This is a genomic window from Roseixanthobacter finlandensis (assembly GCF_043195105.2).
In the GTDB taxonomy this organism is placed as follows: Bacteria; Pseudomonadota; Alphaproteobacteria; order Rhizobiales; family Xanthobacteraceae; genus NCEH01.
Window position 1 is genome coordinate 2,046,152 of record NZ_CM195536.1, and the last position, 21,485, is coordinate 2,067,636.

A 21,485-nucleotide genomic window follows, 5' to 3' on the forward strand; every position below is an offset into this window, starting at 1 on the left:
CCTATGCCGGCCGAGGGTCCAGGGCTCGCCCTGCGTTCCCATGTCTTTTATAAGACATAAGATATGATAAAAGGTCAATTGCCTTTGTGCGGCCGAGGCCGCCGGCGGGCTGGAAAAGGTTTTGAAACGCAGCGCTCCGGCGTGTCGGGACCGGTGCGTGGAACAGGATTTTTCCCGCCTGTCGCGCGGCGGCCGATCGCTTGGGCGCGCGCCATCATTCGCCCGCGCAGCGCGGATACGCCACACCAGCGCAAAGGCGCGCGTTCAATCATTCAGGCGGCATTGGCCGCCGTGCCGGGGCGCTCATCTTGGTCTTCGCGCGGGTGAGCGCGCCGTCGGTTCAGGCCGCTTCCTCGAGCAAGGATTGCCCCGGACGCACGCGCGTGAAGGCGACCGGCTCGGTGGTGATGGAAAGATCATCGCCGTCACGCCGCACCTTGGTGTAGCGCGAGGTCGCAAGGTCGGAGGTTTCGGGAAAATCCTCGCGGAAGTGGGCGCCCCGGCTGTCCGTGCGCGCGAGCGCTGCGGCGCATATCGCCTGGCTCACCGCCACCAGATTTTCCAGGTTCAGCCGGTCCATCCAGGTGAGATTATAGCGCCGCTCGCTGTCCGGCGCGCCGCAGCGCGTGACCGCTGCCGCGAGGTCCGAAAGCGCGGCACCGGCCCGCTCAAGGCCTTCCGCCGTACGCAGGATGCCCACATCGTTCCACATGGTGTCGTAAAGTGCGGCGCGGATGGCGGGCAGGTCGCGGGATGGGCGCCCGAGCGGCCCGAACGCACGCTCCAAGCTGCGCGCCACGGCCGCGCGGTCGGGATCGGCGAAGCTGCCTTCGCGCGTGACGGCCCTGGCCATCGCCTGCCCCGCGAGGCCGCCGAAGACGGTGGAATTGGCCACCCCATTGCCGCCGAGGCGGTTCGCGCCGTGCACGCCGCCGGTATCCTCGCCGGCGGCATAGAGGCGCGGCATTTCGGTGCGGCAATCGCCAGCGAACTCCACCCCGCCCATCATGTAATGGGCGGTGGGGATCACCTCCACGCGGCCGCCGGCGAGATCGAAGCCGCAATCGGCGCAGCGTTCCACCATGCCCTTGAAATTCTTCGCAACCTGGGCCGGGCCGAGATGGCTCATCTGGATATGAACGCCCCCATTCGGCGTGGCATAGCCATCGCGGATGCGGCGGATGATGGAGCGGCTCACCACGTCGCGCGTCGCGCGCTCGCCGCGCGGGTCGTAGAGGTGCATGAAGCGTTCGCCGGTGGAATCCAGCAGCCAGCCGCCGGCGCCGCGCAAGCCCTCCTCCAGCACCGTGCCGGTCATGCGCGTGTCCTCCCCCGCCAGCAGGCCGGTGGGGTGGAACTGCACCATCTCCATGTCGCGCAGCGGCAGACCCGCCCGCAGGGCCATGGCGAGGCCGTCGCAGGTCTTGTCGCCCGAGGGAGTGTGATATTTGTACATGGTGGGACCGCCGCCGGTGGCGAGCAGGGTGGCCCGCGCCCGCACGAACACCGGTTCGCCGGTGCGCATGTCCAGCATGACGACGCCCGCAAGGCCCGAGCCGTCGGCGGCGGGGATCAGGTCCAGCGCCCGATGATCCTCCAGCCGCCGAACGTCGCGCCGCCACACCTGTTCCGACAGGCGGTTGATGATTTCTATGCCGGTCAGATCGCCCTTGTGCACGGTGCGATCGAAGGTCTGCCCGGCGAAGGCCTTCTGGTGCACGCTGCCGTCGGGATTGCGATCGAAGAAGCAGCCCAGCTCATTCTCAAGCTCGCGGATGCGCACCTGCGCTTCGGTGACGAGGGTCCAGGCGAGATCCTGGTTGTTGAGCCATTTGCCGCCTTCGATGGTGTCCATGAAGTGGCGCTCGACGGAATCCCCCGGCGCGAGGGCGACATTATAGCCGCCCTGCACCATGCGGGTGCAGCCGCATTTACCGAGCAGCCCCTTCACCGCCACCGTCACGTCGAGGTCGGGCGCGGTCTTCTTGGCATGGAGCGCGGCGAACAGGCCGGCGCCGCCTGCGCCGAGAATGAGGATGTCGGTTTCCACCATGCGCAGGGCGGGGGTCATTCGCTGGCTCCGATGCTGGCGAGAACCGCATCGCGGCGGGCGGCCACGGCGTCCTGCACATTGGCGAACAGCGAGCCGCCATGGGAATCCATGCCCACCAGCAGCGGGCCGAAATCGCGGATGCGGAAGCGCCAAAGGCTTTCGGGATGCAGATCGTCCATATCGATATCCTCGATCTGCTCGATCCAGGTTGTCTCCAGTGCCGCCGCACCGCCGACGATGGCGAGATAGGCGCCGCCGAGATCGCGGAACGCCTCCAGCGTCGCCGGCCCCATGCCGCCCTTGCCGATGATGAGGCGCACGCCTTCGCGCTCCATCAGGGCTCGGGTGAAGCGCTCCATGCGCATGGACGTGGTGGTACCGATGCAGAACGGCGTGTAGCCCACCGGCGCCTCCGCGGAGGCCGGCACCTTATGGACGTTCGGTGCCGTATGGATGACGGCATGGCCGTTGAGGTCCAGCCTTGTGCGCCGGTCGCGGTCGAACATATGGATCAAGGTCGCGTCGCGAATGCCATACAGCGTGCGCCGCAAGGTGACCGTATCGCCGATCTTGAGGCTGCGCGCGACATCTGCGTCGATCGGCATGTCGAGGACATGATGGGTCATGGGGCGATCCTCAGCTGAAGGCGATGCCGCCGGGTGTCACGGTCGCCAGGGCGCGGCGCGCCGAATGGCATTGGATGTTCACGGCCACGGGGTTCTGCGTGATGTGGGTCGCGGCCACTTCCACATGCACGGCGAAGCTGGTGGAGCGTCCGCCGAGGCCCTGCGGCCCGATGCCCAATTCATTCACGGCCTGCGACAGCTCCACCTCGATCTTCGCGCCTTCCTCGTCTGAACAGACGGTGCGCAGGGGGCGCGTGGCGGCGATCTTGGCGAGGTGCATGCACAGGTCCGACGTCCCGCCGAGCCCGACCCCGACGATGGTGGGCGGGCAGACGCGGCCGCCGAGCTCCACCACCCGGTCGATCACGAAGCGCTTCGCCGCCTTGATGCCCTCCGAGGGCAGCAGCATCTTCAGGAACGACCCGTTCTCCGAGCCCGACCCCTTGGGGATCATCTCGATGCCGACGGTTTCCTCGCGGGTATCGAAATCCACATGGATGATGGGCACGCGGATGCCGCACGAGGTCTGGTCATTCTTGCGGGTGATGGGATGGACCACCGAGGAGCGCAGCGAATTTTCCTTCGTCGCCCGCTCGCAGCCGCGCCGGATCGCCGCCTTCAGCTCGGCCCCGTCGAAAGTGACGTTCCGACCGATGGTGACATTGTAGATGGGAATGCCGGTGTCCTGGCACAGGATGTTCTTGGTGCGCTCGGCGACCGCGATATTCTCCACCATGGTGCCGAGAATGGTCTTGCCCGTGGCGTCGGTCTCGCTCTGCACGAGGGTCTTGAAGCCGGCCTTGATGTCCGGCGGCAGGATCTTGAGCGCTTGCACGTACAATGCCGCGCAGATAGCCTCGACCTCTCTCATGTCCAAGTCCATGGGATCACTCCTAAATCAGAAAAAGCACGCCCGACGCGAGGATCATCGCGGCCAGCATCTGCTTGAAGCGCACCTCGTCGAGATGCCCGTAGATGCGCAGGCCCACGAAGGCGCCGATGCACAGCGGTGGAAGCGCGAGGAGGAAGAGAACGAGCCCATCCTGATCGATGGCGAAAGCACCCACCAGCGCGAGCGTAAGCACGTGGGCGAACAGGATGAAGGGCTGGTAGACCCCCCGCGCCACGGGCTTCGGCCAGCCGCGCAATTGGGTCCAGATGGTGGGCAGCACGCCGGAATAGCCGCCCAGCCCCCCCATTATTCCGCCGAAGAAGCCAATGGCCGCATCCGCCGCCCGGCCGCCGCCGGACACATGGGGCAGGCGCGGGGCGAGCAAGGCATAGAGCCCGTAAAGCGCCATGCCGATGCCGAGGGCGAGCTTGAGGGAGCCGGGATCGACCCGCGTCAGCATCACCACGCCGATGGGAACGCCGATCAGCGCGCCCATCAGGAACGGGGTGAGGCGCACGCCGTCAATGGATCGGCGGATCGGCCAGACCAAAGTGATGTGAAGCAGCGTGCCGCAGGCCACGATCAGCGCCGTGGTCTGGATGGGGTCGAGAGCATGCAGCCAGATCGCGGAAGCGGCGATCGCGAAGGCAAAGCCCGCGCCCCCGGCCGCAAGCGCGCCGATGAACGCGCCGGCCCACAGCACAGAAAGGGTGGCGAGCGGAACGCCGAACATCATGGTCATGCCCCGCTCAGGAGAAAGGCGAGGCCGACAGCGATCGCCGCCGCACAGCACGCGCCCACGAGCGCGCCGGTGCGGGTCCGCAGGGAGAGAAACTCGATGGCAAGCACCCGCAGACCAAGCGCCATGTGCAGCGCGAGCGCGCTCACCAGGCCCCATTCCGCCACCCGCACCGGCCAATAATGGGTGATCGCCAGGAAGGATTCGAGTTTGTCCGCCCCGCCGAGTGCCGTGCCGAGGGCGATGAAATGCATGGGGAGGAAAATCGCCAGGGCGACGCCGGAGGCACGATGCAGGACGGCGGCGAGGAAGCCGGGCTTGCGCCGTGCGGCGCGCAGATGTGTGTGGGCGATGCTCATGGCCGGTACACCGCGAACGCCGCCCGCAGGCCGAGCACGAGGATCAGCAGGCAGAACGCGACCATGGCGAGGTCGAGCGAGCGCCCGCGCCATCCCGTCCATTCGCGCAGCACGCTGCGCAGGCCGATGGGCGCGTGGATGGATGCGGCCACGACGAACAGGGCGTAGAAGGCGAGGAACCAGCGATTGCCGTTCGTGCGGGCGAGGATCTCGCCGGCCGACAATCCGCCGCGCACGGCATAGATCATGGTGGCGAGATGCACGCTGACGGCCACGGCGAGGATGAGGGCGGTGGCGCGCTGGGCAAGATACAGCAGCGGTGTCATCGTCCGCCCCTCCAGATGCGCTTCGTGGTGGCGCGCTTCAGCCCGGCGATGGAGAAGGTCGGCGCCAGCCCCTTGGGACAATATTCGGTGCAGCTCATGTGGCTGTGGCAGGAATGGCAGCCGGCATCGCCCGACACCGCGGCAAGCCGCGCGGCCTGGCCTTGGTCGCGTACGTCATTCACCAGTGTCCAGGCGCGGTTGAGGGCCGCCGGCCCAAGATAGTCCGGGTTCCAGGAGACCACGTCACAAGCCGAATAGCACACGCCGCAATTGATGCATTCGATGCCGGCATCCGCTTCCTGCCGCTCCGGCGCGCTGGGCGCCACGGGGGCGAAATCCGCAGCCGGATGCGCGCCCGGCTCGAAATAGCCATGGGCCTGCGTCCATTTTTGAAAAAATGGCTCCATCTCGACGGCCAGATCCTTGACCACCGGCAGGTTGCGTAGCGGCTCCAGGGTGAGCAGGCCGTCTTCCTCGACTTGCGCGACGCGGGTGCGGCAGGTCCAGCGGGGGCGGCCGTTCACGACCATGGCGCAGGAGCCGCACATGCCCACCCGGCAGGCGAAGCGATAGGCGAGCGTCGGGTCCTGCTCGCGCTGGATCTCGGTGACGACATCGAGCACCGTCTGGTTGGCGCGGCGGGGCGTTGCGAAATCCTGGAATCCGCCCGCTTCCGCCCCGCGCCAGACGCGCACCATCAGGTCCCCGCCGCCGGAGGGGGCGGTTTCGGTGGAGGTTCGAGTGTTCATCTGTCTTCTTCGGTTGGAATGAGGGCCGCCGCGGACGGCGGCCCGTTGCACGGCGGTCAGCTTCCCGAAGCGTTGTGGATCGGAGCGAAGAACAAATCGCGCCAGTCCTTCGCCTTCGCAGTCACGAGGCCCGCCCGGTTCATGTAGTCGAGATAGGTCATCATCTTCTGGGGCGTGGTCGTCCACTGGTTCTGCGGCGAGGTGATCAGCGCGACCGCCTCGTCCTGCGACATCTTGGAGTTTTCGGCCTTGAGCCAGAGCGTGGCGATCCCCTTCGGGTCCGCCTTGATGCGGGCCATGGCATCTTCCAGGGCCGCAAGAAACGCCTTCATCACCTTGGGGTTGGACTCGGCAAACTTGGTGGTGGTCCACACCAGGTTGAAGGTATGAGGACCGCCGAGCACGTCATAGCTGTCCAGCACCTTGTGGGCGCGCGGGTCCTTCAATTCCAGGTCCTGGAACGGCGAGGAGCCGAAATGTGCGTTGATCTCCGAGCGCCCGCCCATCATCGCCACCTGCGCATCGGGATGGCCCATGGAGACGGTGAGGGGGTCCAGCTTGTTCTGCTGTCCCGCGCCAAAGGCCTTCTCGGCCGCCATCTGGAGCGTGACGGCCTGGATCGACGTCTTCACGGTCGGCAGGGCGATTTTATCCTTGTCGGTGAAGTCCTTGATGGTCTTCACGTTGGGATTCACCGAGACAAGGTAGAGCGGCATCGCGTTCAACGTTGCGACACCCTTCACGCCGATGCTCTTCTGAGTGCGGCCCCAGATGGTCAGCATCGGGCCGACGCCGCCCGAGGCGAAGTCCAGATTGCCCGAGAGCAGCGCTTCGTTCATGCCCGAGCCGCCTGTGAAGCGCAGCCATTCGGTCTTCACGTCGAGCCCGAGATCCTTGGCGTGCTTCTCGAGCAGCTTCTCCTCCTCCATTACGGTGAGTGGCAGGTAGGAGATGCCGAACTGCTTGGCGAGGCGGACCGTATCCACCTCCGCCGCGGCGGCTCCGGCCAGGCTCACCGCGAAGGCGGCGGCAAGGCCCAGCGTCTTCAAGAAGTCCTTGGTCATGCGTCCCTCCCATGCCACGCTTTGCGCAGCTTCTTGTGATTTAAGAGTTTTTTAAATCGCACCGTGCGGCAGCAAGGCCTCCGCCGCACGTCACATCACGCCTGCATGCCCCAGCGGGCGATGGTACGCCGCTCGATGGTCTGGAAGATCAGGTTCTCCACCACGAGGCCGATGACAATGACCGTGAGCAGCCCCGCGAATACATTGGGAATATCCAACATGTTCTTGTTCTCGAAGATGAACCAACCGAGTCCGCCGGAGCCGGAGGAGACGCCGAACACCAGTTCCGCCGCGATCAGCGTGCGCCAAGCGAACGCCCAGCCGATCTTCAGGCCCGTGAGGATGCTCGGAAATGCTGCCGGGATCAGGATTTTCCAGATGAAGCGCGGACCGCCGAGGCCATAATTGCGGCCCACCATCTTCAGCGTCTTGCTCACCGACAAAAAGCCGGAATGGGTGTTGAGGGCGATCGCCCAGGTAACCGAATGGACCAGGACAAACACCAGGCTGCCGTTTCCAAGGCCGAACCAGATCAACGCCAGCGGCAGCAGCGCGATCGCCGGCAGCGGGTTGAACATGGACGTCATCGTCTCGAGAAAATCGGTGCCGATGCGCGAGGCGATGGCGATGGCGGTGAGCAAGGCGGCGAGCATCACCCCGAGGGCATAGCCTGCCAGCAGCACCTTGATCGAGGCCCAGGCGCGCGCCGGCAGAACCCCGTTCATCACATTCTGGAAGAAGGCCGAAATAGTGGCGCTGAATGTGGGAAACAGAAGATCATTGTTCAGGACGCGCCCGTAAATTTCCCAAATCACGGCGAGAACGATCAATATCATGATCTTGCGGACGACCGAGATATTATAAATCATCTCGAACGTCGAGAGCGGTTTCTCGACGATGGTCATCGTCGCGATGGGCTCTTCCTCGCGCACGATCTCTGGCCGCAACGCATGCACGTTCGAAAGGACATTTACGGATTCACGCATCGGCCGTCTCCTTGATTTCGTCAGAAAACAGCATGTGCTGGATGCGCCTTTCGAGCTGGGCGGCGGCCGGGGATTCGGCGGCGCTGTTCAGCTCGGCCTTGACCCGCCCAGGGTGTGGCGAAAGCAGGAGGATGCGGTTGCCGATCTTGATCGCCTCGGCGATAGAATGGGTCACGAACAACACCGTGAACTTCGTGTCCTCCCACAGCATCAGCAATTCGTCCTGCATCTTGCGGCGGGTCAGGGCATCGAGCGCCGCGAAGGGCTCGTCCATCAGCAGGATGTCAGGCTCCATGGCCATGCCGCGGGCGATGGCGACGCGCTGCTTCATGCCGCCGGAAAGCATATGCGGATAGCTGTCCGCAAATTTAATCAAATTGACCTTTTCGATATAGTGCATGGCGCGTTCATCCGCCTCTCGGCCATGCAGACGGCGCGAGGCTTCGAGCGCAAAGGCCACGTTCTGCCGCACGGTTTTCCACGGCAGAAGCTGGTCGAATTCCTGAAACACCATCATGCGGTCGGGGCCAGGCGTCCGGATAATGTGCCCCTTCAGACGCATTTCGCCTTCCGTGGGCGACATATAGCCACCCACAGCCTTGAGCAGGGTGGACTTTCCGCAGCCCGAGGGGCCAAGGAGGATGAAGCGGTCGCCCTTCATCACGTTGAAATCGACCCGATAGGTCGCCGTGATCAAAAGATGCGGCGTCTTGTATTGCAGCGTTACGCCTTTGACCTCCAGAAGAGGTTCCTGCGCGTCCATTCTGGACCTCCCTAGGATAAAGCAGATTTTTCTGCCTTGTTCTTTTGATTGTGTGGCGCCCGCGCGAAAATTTGGAACAAGCGGGAGCGGAATCGGTGTGTCCTGCGGATCGTGTCGCTGTGTCTGGTTCGCAATGAACTTAAGGAGCGGGGCGGTGCGTCGGCGTTGGCATCAGGTCACCCTTTTCCCTCGTCGAGCGGCAGAGCATGCGTGGCGATGGGCCTCTTCTGCGGGCCCCTGCATGCTCGTTCGCCTATCGTCCATCAGACGCTAACGGAGGCTGCCGCAGATGTAAAGTGGTCTAATATCATTTATAAGACTTGAGGGAACGCAAAGCCCCTTAATGAGGCGCTGCAACGGTTTTCGGGGAGGATCGGGTGCGTCGACGCGGAAATCGGGCGCGAACCCGGCGGCGAAAAAAACCGCCGAGGCGGGTTTTAGCTGAGTTCGGAGAGGTAGTGAAAACCCTCGGTCAGGCAGATGCTGACGCGCCATTCCACCGGGATCTGTTCCAGGGAGAGCGCAAGCCTGTCGATCAGCAGGGCGGGCGTTCCCTCCGCGACGCCGAGAGCGGCCGCATCGTCCACCGAAACGGCGATCGCCTTCAGCTTTTCCCGCGCGCGGCCGACCCCGATGCCGAACTTGCTAGCATAGAGGCCATAGAGATTATTCGGTATGGGGGCTTCGCCGAGACCGGGAAACAGGCTCTCGGGGAGAGCGAGATTTTCGACGATCAGGGGCGCGCCATCGAGCTTGCGGATGCGGCGGATGCGGATGACCTTCCCGTCCCGGGGCAGGCTCAAGGCTTCCCGCTCGGCGGCGTTTGCGCGACCCCGGGCGGTGCTCACCACCTGGCTTTCGGGAAAGCGGCGCTCGCCGTCATCGGCGACCAGCTTGAAGAATTGGAAGAGGATGCGGTCCTCGTCATGGCTCGCGACGAACGTGCCGCGCCCTTGGCGGCGCACCACCAGGTTTTCGGCGGCCATCTCGTCCAGCGCCTTGCGCACGGTGCCCTGGCTGACCCCGAGTTCCGCGGCCAGCTGCATCTCGCTCGGCAGGGGTTGTCCGGGGGCCCAGACCCGATCCACGAGGCGCCGAATGAGGGTCTCGCGCACCTGGCGATAGAGCGGCCGAAACCCAAGGCTCTCCACCTTTTCCGCCACGTCCGCGCTGGTGCCCCGTGCCATCCCGTTCCCGTCGATTCTCACATGATCCTCCATTTATGCATGAGGTTGGGGCCTCGCACCAGGGCCCGGGATGTGTCGATTTTATCTTGTGTCATCTGTCTTATATATAATAGCCTATCTCATATTGAGCGCTAGCGCATCCAGCATCTGCAGCAGCGGCGCGCGCCGGTGAATGCGCCGCCGAAACCCCACGGACCTTCCATGCCCGAAATCCTCGTCACCGAATTCATGGACGCAGGCGCGCTCGATGCGCTGCGGGTGGATCACGATGTCCATTACGATCCCTCGCTCGTGGACAAGGCCGACGTCCTTGCAGACCTCGCGCAGGGGGCCCGCGCGCTGATCGTTCGTAATCGCACCCAGGTGCGCGCCGGCCTGCTGGCCAATGCGCCGAACCTCATCGTTGTCGGCCGGCTGGGCGTCGGGCTCGATAATATCGATGTCGACGACTGCCGGGCGCGGGATATCCAAGTCTATCCGGCCACTGGCGCGAACGATGTGGCGGTGGCGGAATATGTGATCTGCGGCGTGATGATGCTGCTGCGTGGCGCGTATCATGCGAGCGGGGAGGTCGCCGCCGGTGCTTGGCCGCGCACCCGCCTCATGGGGCGGGAGGTGAGCGGGAAGCGGCTCGGCCTCATCGGCTTCGGCGCCATCGCGCGGGAGACCGCACAGCGCGCCCGCGCGCTCGGCATGGAGGTAGTGGCCTTCGATCCGTTCGTGGCGGCCGACGATCCGGCCTGGCGCACCCACGGCGTGGGGCCGCGTTCGCTCGACGATCTTCTGACCGAAAGCGACGCGGTGAGCCTTCACGTGCCCTTGACGTCTCAGACCCGCAATCTCATCGACGCCGCCGCTCTCGACCGGATGAAGCCCGGCGCGGTGCTCATCAATGCCGCGCGGGGGGGTGTCGTCGATGAGGCGGCGCTTGCGGCAGCGCTCCGGCGCGGTGCCATCGGCGGCGCGATGCTGGACGTCTTCGAAGCCGAGCCACTTGGGGCGGGAAGCGCCCTTTGCGACATGCCCAATTTGATTCTAACGCCGCACATTGCGGGGGTCACCGAGGAATCCAACGTCCGGGTGAGCGCCCTCATCGCGTCGAAGGTCAGCCAAGCCCTGAAAGGTCGGTCATGAATACCGCGACGATGAACACCGCCACCAAGGCTCCGCTTGCGCTCGATGCCGCGCGTGCGCTCGCCGCCGATGCCCTGATGGCTTCGCGCACCGGCGAGAATAATGCCCGCGTCACCGCCGCGGCCCTCGTGGCGGCGGAAGCGGACGGGATCGCAAGTCACGGCCTCGCGCGCCTCGCGGCCTATGCGCAGCAGGCGATCTCGGGAAAAATCGACGGGTTTGCCGAGCCTGTGCTGGACTGGACCGGGCCCGCAACCCTGCGGGTCGACGCACGAACCGGCTTCGCCTTCCCCGCGATCGGCCAGGGGCTGGCGGCCGCCGCGACGCGCGCCAGGGAAACCGGCGTGGTGGCGGTTGCGGTGCGGGCCTCCCATCATGCCGGCGTCATGGGGCATCATGTGGAATGGCTGGCGGACCAGGGGCTGGTGGGGCTCGCCTTCTCCAATTCGCCTGCGGCCATCGCGCCGTGGGGCGGGTCGCGGGGCGTTTTCGGAACCAATCCGATTGCCTTCGCCGTGCCGCGCGGGGAGGGGCCGGCGCTGGTCATCGATGCCTCGTTGAGCAAGGTCGCGCGGGGCAAGATCATGATCGCGGCGCAGAAGGGTACGCCGATCCCGTCCGATTGGGCGCTGGATGCGCAGGGCCAGCCGACCGGCGATGCCAAGGCGGCGCTCGCGGGCACCATGTTGCCCATTGGCGATGCCAAGGGCGCGGCGTTGGTGCTGATGGTGGAAATTCTCGCCACCGTGCTCACTGGGGGGCAGTTCGGATTCGAAGCCAGTTCCTTCTTCACGGCGGAAGGCCCGGCGCCGCGCATCGGGCAACTGTTCCTGGCGCTGGATCCGGTGCGTCTCGGCGGCGCCGATTTTCCCGCGCGGCTGGAGATTCTGCTGTCCGCAATTCTCGGCCAGGACGGGACCCGCTTGCCCGGCGAGCGCCGGATTGCGGCCCGCCAGCGGGCGGAGCGCGACGGCATTCAGGTGGATCCGGAGATTTTGGCCGATCTGCTGCGGCGCGCCGGGCGGGCTTGATCCGGAAAGCGGCGGCACCCGCCGCCGTTATTCACTACGTGACGACGGGAAATCCCCCGCGCCGGTGGGCCGACCTCAATCGGCGAGGGCCCAGCGGGTGAAAGCAAGGCCTTCCACTTCGAAGGCCTCGCGCTTGATGCGCAGGCCCACAAGGCTGTCCCGGCGCTCGCGCTTCATGGCCAGATCGAGCATTTCGCGCGCGCCATAGCTGAGCACGACACGCTGGCGCACCGCGTGCACATCCTCGATCTCGACCATGTCCGGCGCGCATATTGCTGTGATTTCAAAGCTGGACGGCGCCGCCGGATCAGACGCGGCGGGCGTACGGTTCGCTCCCGAACCGCCGGCGCGCCCATCGTGACGTATCGCCGGCCCGGAAGAGGCGCGTACGCCCCACGTGTCCAGCACGGAGGCAAAGAGATTTTGTACGGCGATTTTTGTCATGGGCGATAAAGCACAATTCCGGAAACACCATCCAGGAATATTCCTAGCAAGTTATGTGGATATAAAAAATAACAAAATTAATCAGTTAAATTAGCGGTGTCCTGCAGGGGGAGCGGGGGCCATTGGGGCGTGGGCCACGGGTCGCAGGTCGGTCTGGCAGATGAAATGCTCGAACGCCTCGGCGGCGAACCGCAGATTGTGCCCCTTCAGCGTCAGCCTGTAGAGCGGGCGTTCAACCGACAGGCCTTGCACCGGCACCACCTTCAGCACCCCCAGCGCAATCTGGTCCTTCGCGGCGGCGGCCGAGACCATGGCGATGCCGAGGCCCGCCGCCACCACTTGCTTGATGGCTTCGGTGCTGCCGACTTCCATGATGCTCGCAGGCCGGACCCCGAACCCATCCAGCGCCGAACCGACCACCTCGCGGGTGCCGGATCCCTCCTCACGTACGATGTGGCGGGCCTGGGCGAGATCGGACGGAAGAATCGGCCCTTCCATCCGCGCCAGGGGATGGTCGGCGGCGGCGATCACCACCAGTTCGTCCGTCAGCCAGGGGTGGGTTATGAGGTTCGGATGCTCCACCGGTCCTTCCACCAAGGCCACGTCGATATCGCGCGCCAGCAGCCGCTCGGCGATATCCTGGGTATTGGCGCTGGTGAGGCGCAGATGCAGATCGGGATGGATATCCTGGAATGCGCCAAGCAGGCGCGGCAGGACATAAGTGGCGATCGTGGTGCTGGCGCCGACATGCAATTCGCCCTGCGTCAGGCCGCGCAGGGCCTGAAGCTCCTCCTCCGCCCGCCGTTCGGCGGCAAACAGCGCAGTCGCATGGGAGAGCAGCACGGTGCCGGCTTCGGTCAGGCGAACCCCGCCCGGGCTGCGCTCCATCAGCACGCAATGCAATTGCGCTTCCAGCTCCCGCACGCCTTTGGAGACCGCCGGCTGGCTGATGTTGAGCACCTCGGCCGCGCGGGAGAAGCCGTGCTGCTCCGCAACTGTAGTAAATAGACGAAGAAGATGGAGATTTATCGCCATAACCGCACTTCATGATGGAGTGAGCAAACTGTATTTGCGCTTCTGGCCCGCCTGCGCGCACTAATAATTTCGAAGAAAAAGAACGTGGGTTGAGCTGTGTCGAGAGCCGTTCGCTGGTCGCTGGATGTTACCCCCGGAATCGTGCTGTGCGCAGCCGTGACCGGGATCGCCTATTTCATCCAGATCGTGGAGGAGCGCATCAGCGGGCATCCTTATGTGGAAGCTTTGGTGCTCGCCATCCTGATCGGGACAATCGTGCGCACGTTCTGGGCGCCCGGCCCGCGTTTCAAGCCGGGAATCGCGTTCTCGGGAAAGATCTTGCTGGAAATCGCCGTCATGTTCCTCGGCGCCTCGCTCAGTGCGGCGGCACTAGCAGCGGCGGGGCCGACACTGCTGGTGGGCATAGCTGCGGTGGTCGCGGTGGCGCTGTTCGCATCCTATGGGCTTGGACGGTTGCTCGGCCTGCCGCACAAAATGGCCCTCCTGATCGCCTGCGGCAATTCCATTTGCGGCAATTCCGCCATTGCCGCCGTGGCTTCGGTGATCGATGCGGACGGGGACGATGTCGCCTCTTCCATCTCCTTCACCGCGATTCTCGGCGTCATCGTTGTGTTGAGCCTGCCGCTGCTCATCCCCATCCTGGCCTTGTCCGATACCCAATATGGCGTGCTGGCTGGCCTCACTGTCTATGCGGTGCCGCAGGTGCTCGCGGCAACCGCGCCGGTGGGTCCGCTCGCCTTGCAGATCGGTACAATGGTCAAGCTGGTGCGGGTGCTGCTGCTGGGGCCGGTGGTGTTCTGCGCCGCGATCGCCCATGGCCAATCCCTTGCCGCGACACGGGCCGTGCCGGTGGGCGCCTCGGTGGTGGCGCGGCCACAGCGCTTGCCGATACATAAGCTCATTCCCTGGTTCATCATCGGCTTTGTCGTCTTCGCGCTCCTGCGCTCGCTCGGCCTGTTGCCGCAAGCCCTTCTGGCACCGCTCGCCTTCGTGACGACGATCTTCACCGTTCTGTCGATGGCGGCGCTCGGCCTGGGTGTGGACCTGCGGGTTTTGAGCCGGGTTGGCGGGCGCGCGACGCTTGTGGTGACGCTCTCGCTCCTGCTGCTGCTGGGTGTCAGCATCGCGCTCATCCGCGGCCTTGGGGTGGTCTGATTAACTAGGAAATTCAATCGGGTATCAGATCGCGTCAACCGGAGCGGCGGTGGATTTTCGCACCACGAGTTCGATCGGCAGCTCGGTCCATTTTTGCTGCCGCACGCCTTTCAGTTCGGCGAGCAGGTGGGCGGCGACGGTGCGGCCGAGCTGCGCCGTGGGCAGGTGCATGGTTGTCAGCGGCGGGGTGACGTGGGAGGCGATCTCCAGATTGTCGATGCCGACGATGGACACCGCCTGCGGGACGGCGATCCCACGGGCCTGTGCTTCGAACAACGCGCCCACCGCCAGCAGGTCGTTGCCGCCGATGATCGCCGTCGGCGGCGCCTCACGCCCCATGAGCTGATCCATGCCCGCCCGCCCGCCGGTGAGCGTAAAGGGTTGCTGGACAACGCAATTCTCCGAAAGATCGAGGCCGGCGGCGGCGAGGGCGGCGCGCACGCCGGCAACCCGCAGGCGCGCGCGGTCGTTGGAGGTGGTGTAGCCGGAGATGACGCCGAAGCGGCGATGGCCGAGGGCAAGCAAATGTTCCGCCACCTGCCGTCCGGCCGCTTCATTGTCGAAGCCGATGGAGGCCAGACGGGGGTCGAAGGACCAGCTGAGGATCACCGGAACCGTGGCCGCGCCCAGCAGGTTCCAGGTCTCTTCCAAATGGTCGGCGCCCACCACCATCAGCGCATCGACCCCGCGCGCGAGCAGGGCGCGGACCGAGACGGCCTCCTGCTCCGGAGAATATTCATGTGCCGCAACAAGGAGTTGGTAGCCATTGGCGGCAAGCTCGGTCTGCATCGCCTGGATCGCGCGGGCGAAGATGGCATGGTCGAGGGTGGGCACCACCGCGCCGATGGTCAGGGTCCGGCCGGAGGCGAGGGCGCGGGCAGCGCCGCCGGGCACATAGTTGAGGCGGCGTACGGCATCGGCTACCTTTTGGCGCGTGTCCGGCTGGACCAGGTCGGGACGCGAGAGCGCGCGCGACACGGTGGCGGAGGAAACGCCAGCCAGCCGGGCGACATCGTCGAGGGTCGCCTTGCCCTTGGAATTCATGGTCTTCTCGCCATTTCTACGCAACTTGTCGGGCGATTTATTTCGCATTTCGGCACAATTCCGCCGATAAACTTGAACGGCAACGGGAAACTTACCGGAAAATAGGGCCTCGCCGGTTGACAGGCAATCGCGGTCTGATAGCTTCCAATGAAAGCGCTTACATTCGCTCGTCGATGTCGCGCCCGGACGCCTCCGCAGATGAGGCGCCGAAATAGGGAGGACGGAATGCCGCTCGACCGCAGGTCCGCGGTTGGTCTTGCGACAATCGTCGCCTTCGTGGCGGCGTGGTATCTTGCAACCAGCGCAACCGGACTGATTTCACCCGGCCGATTTCCGGCCCCCGGCGACACCTGGGCCGCGGCGATGCAGTCGCTCGGGCGGGGATATGCGGATGCGACCTTGCCGGTGCATGTCCTCCAATCGCTGAAGCTGGTGGTGTTCGGCTTCCTGGCCTCGATCGCGGTCGGCGTGCCGCTCGGCCTGCTGATGGGCTGGAACCCGGTGGCCGAGGCGCTGCTGAACCCGGTGTTCCTGCTGCTGCGCCCGATCCCGCCGCTGGCCTGGATTCCCCTCGCCATTCTCTGGCTGGGGCTGGGCGATGCCGCCAAGATCATGGTGATCTTCTTCGCCGCCTTCGTCCCCTCGGTCATCAATACCCATGCCGGCGTGCGCAATATTGACCGGCCGCTGATCGAGGCCGCCCGGATGCTTGGCACGCCGCGGTGGCGGTTCGTGCGCGAGGTGCTGGTGCCCGGCGCCGCGCCCATGATCTTCACCGGCCTGCGCCTCTCGCTCCAGGCGAGCTGGACCACCCTTGTTGCCGCCGAGCTGGTGGGTGCGCTGGCTGGCCTCGGGCATGTGCTGAACGTGGCCCAGCAGGATCTTTTCCCCGGTATGATCCTGGTGGGGATGATCTCGGTCGCCATCTTCGGCGCGCTCACCACGGGGCTGCTCGCTTATGCCGAGCGGCATGTGGTGACCTGGGTGCGGGTTAAGGGAGCCGGCGCATGACCGCGACCCTCTCGCCGCTCCATCGTCTCACGCTCGGGATCGTCGGGTTCCTGGCCTTCCTCGCCTTCTGGGCCGGCATTTCCGCGAGCGGCCTCGTGAACCCGCTCTTCCTGCCGGGCCCGGTCTCCGTGGTGGCGCGATTGCTGACGCTGCTGACGACGCCGTTCGCCGGCGGCACGCTTCAGCTGCATCTGGCCTCCAGCCTCCAGCGCTTCGCCAGCGGCTATCTGCTGGCGGTGGCGGTGGGCGTTCCGCTCGGCCTGCTGATGGGCCGCTTCCGCCTGCTGGACGATATCGTCACCCCGCTGTTCGATGCGCTGCGCTTCATCGCGCCCATTGCCTGGGTGCCGTTCGCCGCCCTGTGGTTCGGCACCGGCTTCGGCGGGCCGGTGCTGATCATCTTCTCCGGCGCGTTTCCGCCGTGCCTCATCAATGCCTATCGCGGCGCCCGCTATGTGGATGCCCGCTATCTGGAAGCCGCTGAAATGCTCGGCACTCCCAATTGGCGGATCATCCTGGAGGTGCTCCTTCCGGCCTCGGTTCCTTCCATCGTCGCCGGCCTGCGCATCAGCGCCGGGCTCGGCTGGCAATCGCTGGTGGGGGCGGAGCTGATCGTCGCCTCCACGGGGGTCGGCTATCTGATGGTGCAGGCGCAAAGCTCGGTTTCAACCACCACCGTGATGGTCGGCATGCTGGCCATCGGTTTCGTCGGCGTCCTCATCGACGTCGCCCTGCGTATGGTCGAAGCGCGCATCCGCCGCCGGCTCGGACAAGTGTGAGAGAAAACGATGAGCAGCATCCGCTTCGATGCCGTCGGCAAGAGCTTTGGAAACGCGGTCAACGTTCTCGAAGGCATCAATCTCGACGTCGCCGACAAGGAATTCCTGGCGATCGTCGGCCCCTCGGGCTGCGGCAAGACCACGTGCCTGCGGCTTGCGGCGGGGTTCGAGTTTCCCACCTCCGGCCGGGTGCTCGTGGGCAACAGCGTGGTCACGCGGCCGGGACCGGACCGGGCCGTGGTGTTCCAGCAGTTCGCGCTGTTCCCTTGGAAGACGGTGGCCGAGAACATCGAACTCGGCCTGCGCAACAAGGGCGTCGCGAAGGAGGAGCGCCGCACCCGCGTCGCCGATGCGGTGGGGATGATCGGCCTCGGCGGTTATGAGGAGGCCTATCCGCATCAATTGTCCGGCGGCATGCAGCAGCGCGTCGCCATCGCCCGCGCCTATGTGCTCGACCCACAAGTGTTGCTGATGGACGAGCCGTTCGGCGCGCTCGACGCGCAGACCCGCGTGGTGATGCAGGAAGAGCTGGTGCGCCTCGCCCGCCGCAATCCGCGCACGGTGCTGTTCATCACCCATGGCGTGGAGGAGGCGGTCTATCTCGCCGACCGGGTGGCGATCATGAGCAAGCGCCCCGGGCGCATCAAGGAAATCATCGACGTTAAATCAGTGCGGCTTGCCGACAATTGGGAACGCCACAGCCGCATCGAAGATGTGATGGATTTGGAATCCTTCGTTCATCTGCGCACGCACATCTGGAAGTCACTGCGCGAAGAAAAGGCAGGCACCGGCCATTGAGGACGGGCCGCCATCGAGAGCCGCAAAGCGGCCGATCTGGGAGGAAAATCACATGAAGACGAGCCTGAAAGCTGCGGTCCTGGCCCTTGGCCTTGCCACCGCGATCGCGCCCGCGGCACGTGCCGAGGAGCAGAAGATCAACATCTCCTACCAGCCCTCGCTCTATTGGGCGCTGCCGTTCTACATCGCCTCGGAAAAGGGCTGGTGGAAGGAGGTGGGCCTTGCCCCGTCGTTCGCCACCTTCCCGGCCGGCGCGCCGCAGGTGGCGGCGGCGCAGGCGAGTTCCTGGGATGTCGGCGGCACCGGATCGGTTCCGGCGGTGCTCGGCGCGGCGCGCTTCGGCCTGATGACCATCGGCATCACCAACGACGAATCCAAGACCAATGCCATCATGGCGCGCGGCGACAAAGTGGAGGCCCTGCGCAAGGACCCGAAGAAGCTGGCCGGACAGAAGCTGCTGCTGACCACCAATTCCACCGCCGATTATGCCGCCCGCAACTGCCTGAAGAAGTGGGGCCTCTCCTCTTCCGACATGCAGTTCGTCAATCTCGGCCAGGCGCAGATCATCTCGGCCATGATCTCCAACAATGGCGATGTGGTCGGCGTGTGGGCGCCCAATACTTATACGCTTGAGGAAAAGGCCGGCGCCAAGGTGCTGTGTTCCGGCGCCGATGCCGGTGCGGTGGTGCCGGGCGCGCTGGTGGTGCGGGCGGATTATGCCAAGCAGAATCCCGAGGCGGTGGCGAAGGTGCTCGCGGTCTATGTGCGGGCCTGGGGCTGGGCCAAGGCGCACCCCAAGGAAGCGAAGGCGCTCGCCAAGCAATTCTATGCCCAGGGCGGCGTCGAGGCATCGGACGCCGCGATCGACCAGGAATTTGCCCTGCGCCCCACCTTCTCCCTCGCCGAACAGCTGCACCTGATGGATCGCAGCAAGGGCGCCTCGGAACTGGACGGCTGGCTGTCGCGCATCGGCACCTTCATGAGCGATGTCGGCACCATTTCGGCCTCGCCGGACCCCAAAACCTATGTGAGCGACAGCTTCATGAAGCAGGTGGGCGCCGATCCCAAGCTGAAGGCGTTCGCGACCGAATTCGACAAGTCGAACTGACGCCAATGGCCGATGCGCCGAACGCATCGGCCATACGCAGCGGCGCCGGACTGCGCTGACCCACACCCGGCGCCGCTGGCCGGACCCCATGGAGACTGAAAATGGCGATCGAGTATCTGAAGCGGGCCACCAAGACCCCGGAGAGCGAAACCGGCACCGCGCGCCAGGTGGTCACGGACATGCTCGGCGAGATCGAGCGGCGCGGCGAGCAGGCGGTGCGCGAGTATGCGCTGAAGCTGGACAAATGGGACGGGGATATCCTCGTCACCCGCGAGGAGATGGAGCGCCGCGCCGCCGAGGTGCCGGAGAGCGTGCGCCGCGACATCGATTTCGCCGCCGCCCAGGTGCGCCGCTTCGCCGAGGCGCAGCGCGACAGCGTGCAGGACTTCTCGGTGGAATTGCTGCCCGGCCTCGTCGCGGGGCAGAAGCTGGTGCCGTGCACGGTCGCCGGCTGCTATGTGCCCACCGGCCGCTATGCGCATATCGCCTCCGCCTATATGTCGGTCGCCACCGCCAAGGCGGCAGGCGTGCAGACCGTGGTGGCCTGCTCGACACCCTTTCGCGGGCAGGGCATCCACCCTTATGTGCTCTATGCCATGAAGGTGGCGGGCGCCGACATCGTCATGACGCTGGGCGGCGTGCAGGCCATCGCCGCCATGGCGTTCGGCCTGTTCACGGGCAAGCCGGCGGACATCATTGTCGGCCCCGGCAATAAGTTCGTCGCGGAAGCCAAGCGCATGCTGTTCGGCAAGGTCGGCATCGACGTGTTCGCCGGCCCCTCCGAAGTGGCTGTGATCGCCGACGAGACGGCGGATGCCCATATCGTCGCGGTTGATCTGGTGGGGCAGGCCGAGCATGGGCACGAAAGCCCGGCGTGGCTGTTCACCTCATCCCGCGCTTTGGCTGAAGACGTAATGCGGCGCATCCCCGGCCTGATCGCCGAACTGCCGCCGACCGCGCGCGATGCCGCCACCGCCGCCTGGAACGATTATGGCGAGGTGGTCGTGTGCGACACCCGCCTGGAGCTGGTCGAGGTCTCCGACCGCTATGCCAGCGAGCATCTGGAGGTGCACACGTCCGATCTCGACTGGTGGCTGGCGAACCTCTCCAATTACGGTTCGCTGTTCCTGGGCGAGGAAACCACCGTGGCGTTCGGCGACAAGACGTCGGGTCCGAACCATATCCTCCCCACCAAGTTCGCCGCCCGCTATTCGGCCGGCCTCTCGGTGCATAAATTCCTCAAGCCGCTCACCTGGCAGCGCATGGACCAAAACGCCTGCAAGACCATCGCCCAGGCGACCGCGCGCATTTCCCGGCTGGAAGGCATGGAAGCCCATGCGCGCACCGCCGACGTGCGGCTCGCGAAATATTTCCCCGGCCATAATTTCGATATGGGTGTGCCGGTCGATGCCTGAGAGTTCTTCGCGCTTCCGCCTTCAGGCGTTGTTCGACCTGACCGGGCATACGGCGCTTGTCACCGGCGGCAATTCCGGCATCGGGCTCGCTCTGGCGCGCGCGCTCGGCTTGGCCGGGGCATCCGTCGTGCTGGTGGCGCGCCGCCCCGCCGGTCTGGCCGCCGCCGACCACCAGCTTCAGGACCAGGGCATCGCCAGCCAATGGATTTCCGGCGATCTCGCCACCGCCGAGGGACCCGACGCCATCGCCGCGGAGCTGGTGCGGCGCGGCTGTGCGCCCGACATCTTGGTGAACGCCGCCGGCCTCAATCTGCGCCAGCCGTTCATGGACGTGACGCTGGACGCGTTCGACCTGCACATGGCGGTGCATGTGCGCGCGCCGTTCCGCCTGGTGCAACTGCTGGCGCCGGAGATGGCGGCGCGCAGCTGGGGGCGGATCGTCAATATCGCCTCGCTGCAATCGTTTCGCGCCTTCCCCAATTCCGCCCCCTATGGCGCGGCGAAGGGGGCCATCGCCCAATTAACCCGCGCCATGGCCGAGGAATGGTCGCCGAAGGGCATCACCTGCAACGCCATCGCGCCCGGCTTCTTCCCGACCCCGCTCACCCAGGCGGTGTTCGACGACGATGTGCGCGCCGCCCGCAATGCGGCGCAGACCGCCATCGGCCGCAACGGCGCGCTGGAGGATCTCCACGGCGCCGTGGTTTTTCTCGCCTCGGACGCCTCCGCTTACGTCACCGGGCAGGTGCTCGCGGTGGATGGCGGCTTCACCGCCAAATGAGGGCTT

23 protein-coding genes are annotated in these 21,485 nt (G+C 65.6%); 9 read left to right on the top strand and 14 right to left on the bottom strand.

Going from position 1 to position 21,485, the window contains the following annotated elements; genetic code table 11:
* Positions 1–340: 340 nt before the first annotated feature.
* From V5G24_RS09405 to V5G24_RS09455, 11 genes are all read right to left on the bottom strand, one after another.
* Positions 341–2,071, bottom strand: coding sequence for an L-aspartate oxidase (locus V5G24_RS09405; RefSeq protein WP_394085157.1), 1,731 nt, complete (start codon positions 2,069–2,071; stop codon positions 341–343).
* Entirely contained in the window at positions 2,068–2,679 is a 612-nt protein-coding gene (locus V5G24_RS09410) for a fumarate hydratase C-terminal domain-containing protein (RefSeq protein WP_394085158.1), read from the bottom strand. The genes V5G24_RS09405 and V5G24_RS09410 overlap by 4 nt, the downstream gene beginning before the upstream one ends.
* A 10-nt stretch (positions 2,680–2,689) precedes the next feature.
* Positions 2,690–3,562 carry a fumarate hydratase gene (locus V5G24_RS09415; protein WP_394085159.1) on the bottom strand — a complete coding sequence of 291 codons (873 nt, stop codon included), beginning with the start codon at positions 3,560–3,562 and terminating at the stop codon, positions 2,690–2,692.
* Positions 3,563–3,572: 10 nt separating this feature from the next.
* Positions 3,573–4,313: a sulfite exporter TauE/SafE family protein gene (locus V5G24_RS09420; RefSeq protein WP_394085160.1), complete on the bottom strand. Its 741-nt coding sequence runs from the start codon at positions 4,311–4,313 to the stop codon at positions 3,573–3,575.
* Positions 4,310–4,669: a succinate dehydrogenase, cytochrome b556 subunit gene (sdhC, locus tag V5G24_RS09425; RefSeq protein ID WP_394085161.1), complete on the bottom strand. Its 360-nt coding sequence runs from the start codon at positions 4,667–4,669 to the stop codon at positions 4,310–4,312. The genes V5G24_RS09420 and sdhC overlap by 4 nt, the downstream gene beginning before the upstream one ends.
* A complete protein-coding gene (locus tag V5G24_RS09430; protein WP_394085162.1) occupies positions 4,666–4,995 on the bottom strand; it encodes a succinate dehydrogenase/fumarate reductase transmembrane subunit in 330 nt (109 codons plus the stop codon). The genes sdhC and V5G24_RS09430 overlap by 4 nt, the downstream gene beginning before the upstream one ends.
* Complete coding sequence (locus V5G24_RS09435) at positions 4,992–5,744, bottom strand: succinate dehydrogenase/fumarate reductase iron-sulfur subunit (protein ID WP_394085163.1); 753 nt, start codon at positions 5,742–5,744, stop codon at positions 4,992–4,994. The genes V5G24_RS09430 and V5G24_RS09435 overlap by 4 nt, the downstream gene beginning before the upstream one ends.
* A gap of 56 nt (positions 5,745–5,800) precedes the next feature.
* The gene (locus V5G24_RS09440; RefSeq protein ID WP_394085164.1) at positions 5,801–6,808 is read right to left on the bottom strand and encodes an ABC transporter substrate-binding protein; all 1,008 of its coding nucleotides are present in this window, start codon (positions 6,806–6,808) and stop codon (positions 5,801–5,803) included.
* Positions 6,809–6,903: 95 nt separating this feature from the next.
* Positions 6,904–7,794, bottom strand: coding sequence for an ABC transporter permease (locus V5G24_RS09445; protein WP_394085165.1), 891 nt, complete (start codon positions 7,792–7,794; stop codon positions 6,904–6,906).
* On the bottom strand, positions 7,787–8,557 hold the full coding sequence (locus V5G24_RS09450) for an ABC transporter ATP-binding protein (RefSeq protein WP_394085166.1): 771 nt from the start codon (positions 8,555–8,557) through the stop codon (positions 7,787–7,789). The genes V5G24_RS09445 and V5G24_RS09450 overlap by 8 nt, the downstream gene beginning before the upstream one ends.
* 437 nt (positions 8,558–8,994) lie before the next feature.
* On the bottom strand, positions 8,995–9,765 hold the full coding sequence (locus V5G24_RS09455; protein WP_394085167.1) for a GntR family transcriptional regulator: 771 nt from the start codon (positions 9,763–9,765) through the stop codon (positions 8,995–8,997).
* A 180-nt stretch (positions 9,766–9,945) separates the two neighbouring features.
* Here V5G24_RS09455 and V5G24_RS09460 point away from each other — a divergent pair, with 180 nt between their 5' ends.
* Together V5G24_RS09460 and V5G24_RS09465 are read left to right on the top strand one after the other, a co-directional pair.
* Entirely contained in the window at positions 9,946–10,878 is a 933-nt protein-coding gene (locus tag V5G24_RS09460) for a hydroxyacid dehydrogenase (RefSeq protein WP_394085168.1), read from the top strand.
* Positions 10,875–11,909 (top strand): Ldh family oxidoreductase, encoded by a 1,035-nt coding sequence (locus V5G24_RS09465; protein ID WP_394085169.1) that lies wholly within the window; start codon positions 10,875–10,877, stop codon positions 11,907–11,909. Before V5G24_RS09460 ends, V5G24_RS09465 begins: the two co-directional genes overlap by 4 nt.
* 75 nt (positions 11,910–11,984) lie before the next feature.
* On the opposite strand, the gene V5G24_RS09470 is transcribed toward V5G24_RS09465, so the two are convergent.
* Complete coding sequence (locus V5G24_RS09470; protein WP_394085170.1) at positions 11,985–12,167, bottom strand: hypothetical protein; 183 nt, start codon at positions 12,165–12,167, stop codon at positions 11,985–11,987.
* 276 nt (positions 12,168–12,443) lie between these two features.
* Positions 12,444–13,388: a LysR family transcriptional regulator gene (locus V5G24_RS09475; RefSeq protein WP_394085171.1), complete on the bottom strand. Its 945-nt coding sequence runs from the start codon at positions 13,386–13,388 to the stop codon at positions 12,444–12,446.
* Between the two features lie 96 nt (positions 13,389–13,484).
* Here V5G24_RS09475 and V5G24_RS09480 point away from each other — a divergent pair, with 96 nt between their 5' ends.
* Positions 13,485–14,543, top strand: coding sequence for a YeiH family protein (locus V5G24_RS09480; RefSeq protein WP_394085172.1), 1,059 nt, complete (start codon positions 13,485–13,487; stop codon positions 14,541–14,543).
* A gap of 24 nt (positions 14,544–14,567) precedes the next feature.
* Here V5G24_RS09480 and V5G24_RS09485 read toward each other — a convergent pair whose 3' ends face one another.
* Positions 14,568–15,587 carry a LacI family DNA-binding transcriptional regulator gene (locus V5G24_RS09485; protein ID WP_394085173.1) on the bottom strand — a complete coding sequence of 340 codons (1,020 nt, stop codon included), beginning with the start codon at positions 15,585–15,587 and terminating at the stop codon, positions 14,568–14,570.
* A gap of 225 nt (positions 15,588–15,812) precedes the next feature.
* On the opposite strand from V5G24_RS09485, the gene V5G24_RS09490 reads away from it, so the two are divergent.
* From V5G24_RS09490 to V5G24_RS09515, 6 genes are all read left to right on the top strand, one after another.
* The gene (locus tag V5G24_RS09490; RefSeq protein WP_394085174.1) at positions 15,813–16,598 is read left to right on the top strand and encodes an ABC transporter permease; all 786 of its coding nucleotides are present in this window, start codon (positions 15,813–15,815) and stop codon (positions 16,596–16,598) included.
* A complete protein-coding gene (locus tag V5G24_RS09495) occupies positions 16,595–17,377 on the top strand; it encodes an ABC transporter permease (RefSeq protein ID WP_394085175.1) in 783 nt (260 codons plus the stop codon). Before V5G24_RS09490 ends, V5G24_RS09495 begins: the two co-directional genes overlap by 4 nt.
* A 9-nt stretch (positions 17,378–17,386) precedes the next feature.
* On the top strand, positions 17,387–18,175 hold the full coding sequence (locus V5G24_RS09500; RefSeq protein ID WP_394085176.1) for an ABC transporter ATP-binding protein: 789 nt from the start codon (positions 17,387–17,389) through the stop codon (positions 18,173–18,175).
* A gap of 52 nt (positions 18,176–18,227) precedes the next feature.
* On the top strand, positions 18,228–19,283 hold the full coding sequence (locus tag V5G24_RS09505; RefSeq protein ID WP_394085177.1) for an ABC transporter substrate-binding protein: 1,056 nt from the start codon (positions 18,228–18,230) through the stop codon (positions 19,281–19,283).
* Positions 19,284–19,384: 101 nt separating this feature from the next.
* Positions 19,385–20,698: a sulfopropanediol 3-dehydrogenase gene (gene hpsN / locus V5G24_RS09510; protein WP_394085179.1), complete on the top strand. Its 1,314-nt coding sequence runs from the start codon at positions 19,385–19,387 to the stop codon at positions 20,696–20,698.
* Positions 20,691–21,479, top strand: a complete 789-nt coding sequence (locus tag V5G24_RS09515) for an SDR family NAD(P)-dependent oxidoreductase (protein ID WP_394085180.1) — start codon at positions 20,691–20,693, stop codon at positions 21,477–21,479. The genes hpsN and V5G24_RS09515 overlap by 8 nt, the downstream gene beginning before the upstream one ends.
* Positions 21,480–21,485: the final 6 nt, after the last annotated feature.